The following is a 257-nucleotide window of genomic DNA, read 5'->3' as shown; positions in this document are numbered from 1 at the left end:
CAGCGCCTGCTCGGCCGTCATAATCCGGCGCTGATCGCCTGCGTCGCTGCCCTGCGGGCGAATCCCCGGCGTGACCAGTTTAAATGCCTGACCAAGCTCGCTTTTGAAACGCACCGCTTCCTGCGCCGAGCAGACGACGCCATCAAGCCCGCACTGCTGAGTGAGACGCGCCAGGCGTTCGGCATGCTCCGCAGGTGTGGCGGTAATGCCGATATCCTGCAAATCGCTCGCTTCCATGCTGGTTAACACGGTAACCG

Annotated in this window: 1 protein-coding gene; it reads right to left on the bottom strand. The window is 62.6% G+C overall.

Going from position 1 to position 257, the window contains the following annotated elements; translation table 11 throughout:
• Window positions 1-257: orotidine 5'-phosphate decarboxylase / HUMPS family protein (locus tag SAZ04_RS22475; protein ID WP_332699906.1), on the bottom strand; the 257-nt coding region annotated here is incomplete at both ends.

Source organism: Halalkalibacter lacteus, from assembly GCF_036663595.1.
GTDB classification, from domain to species: Bacteria; Bacillota; Bacilli; order Bacillales; family Bacillaceae_D; genus Halalkalibacter; species Halalkalibacter lacteus.
Note: the sequence above shows the minus strand (reverse complement) of the source record. Positions and strands in the feature narration are given on the sequence as shown.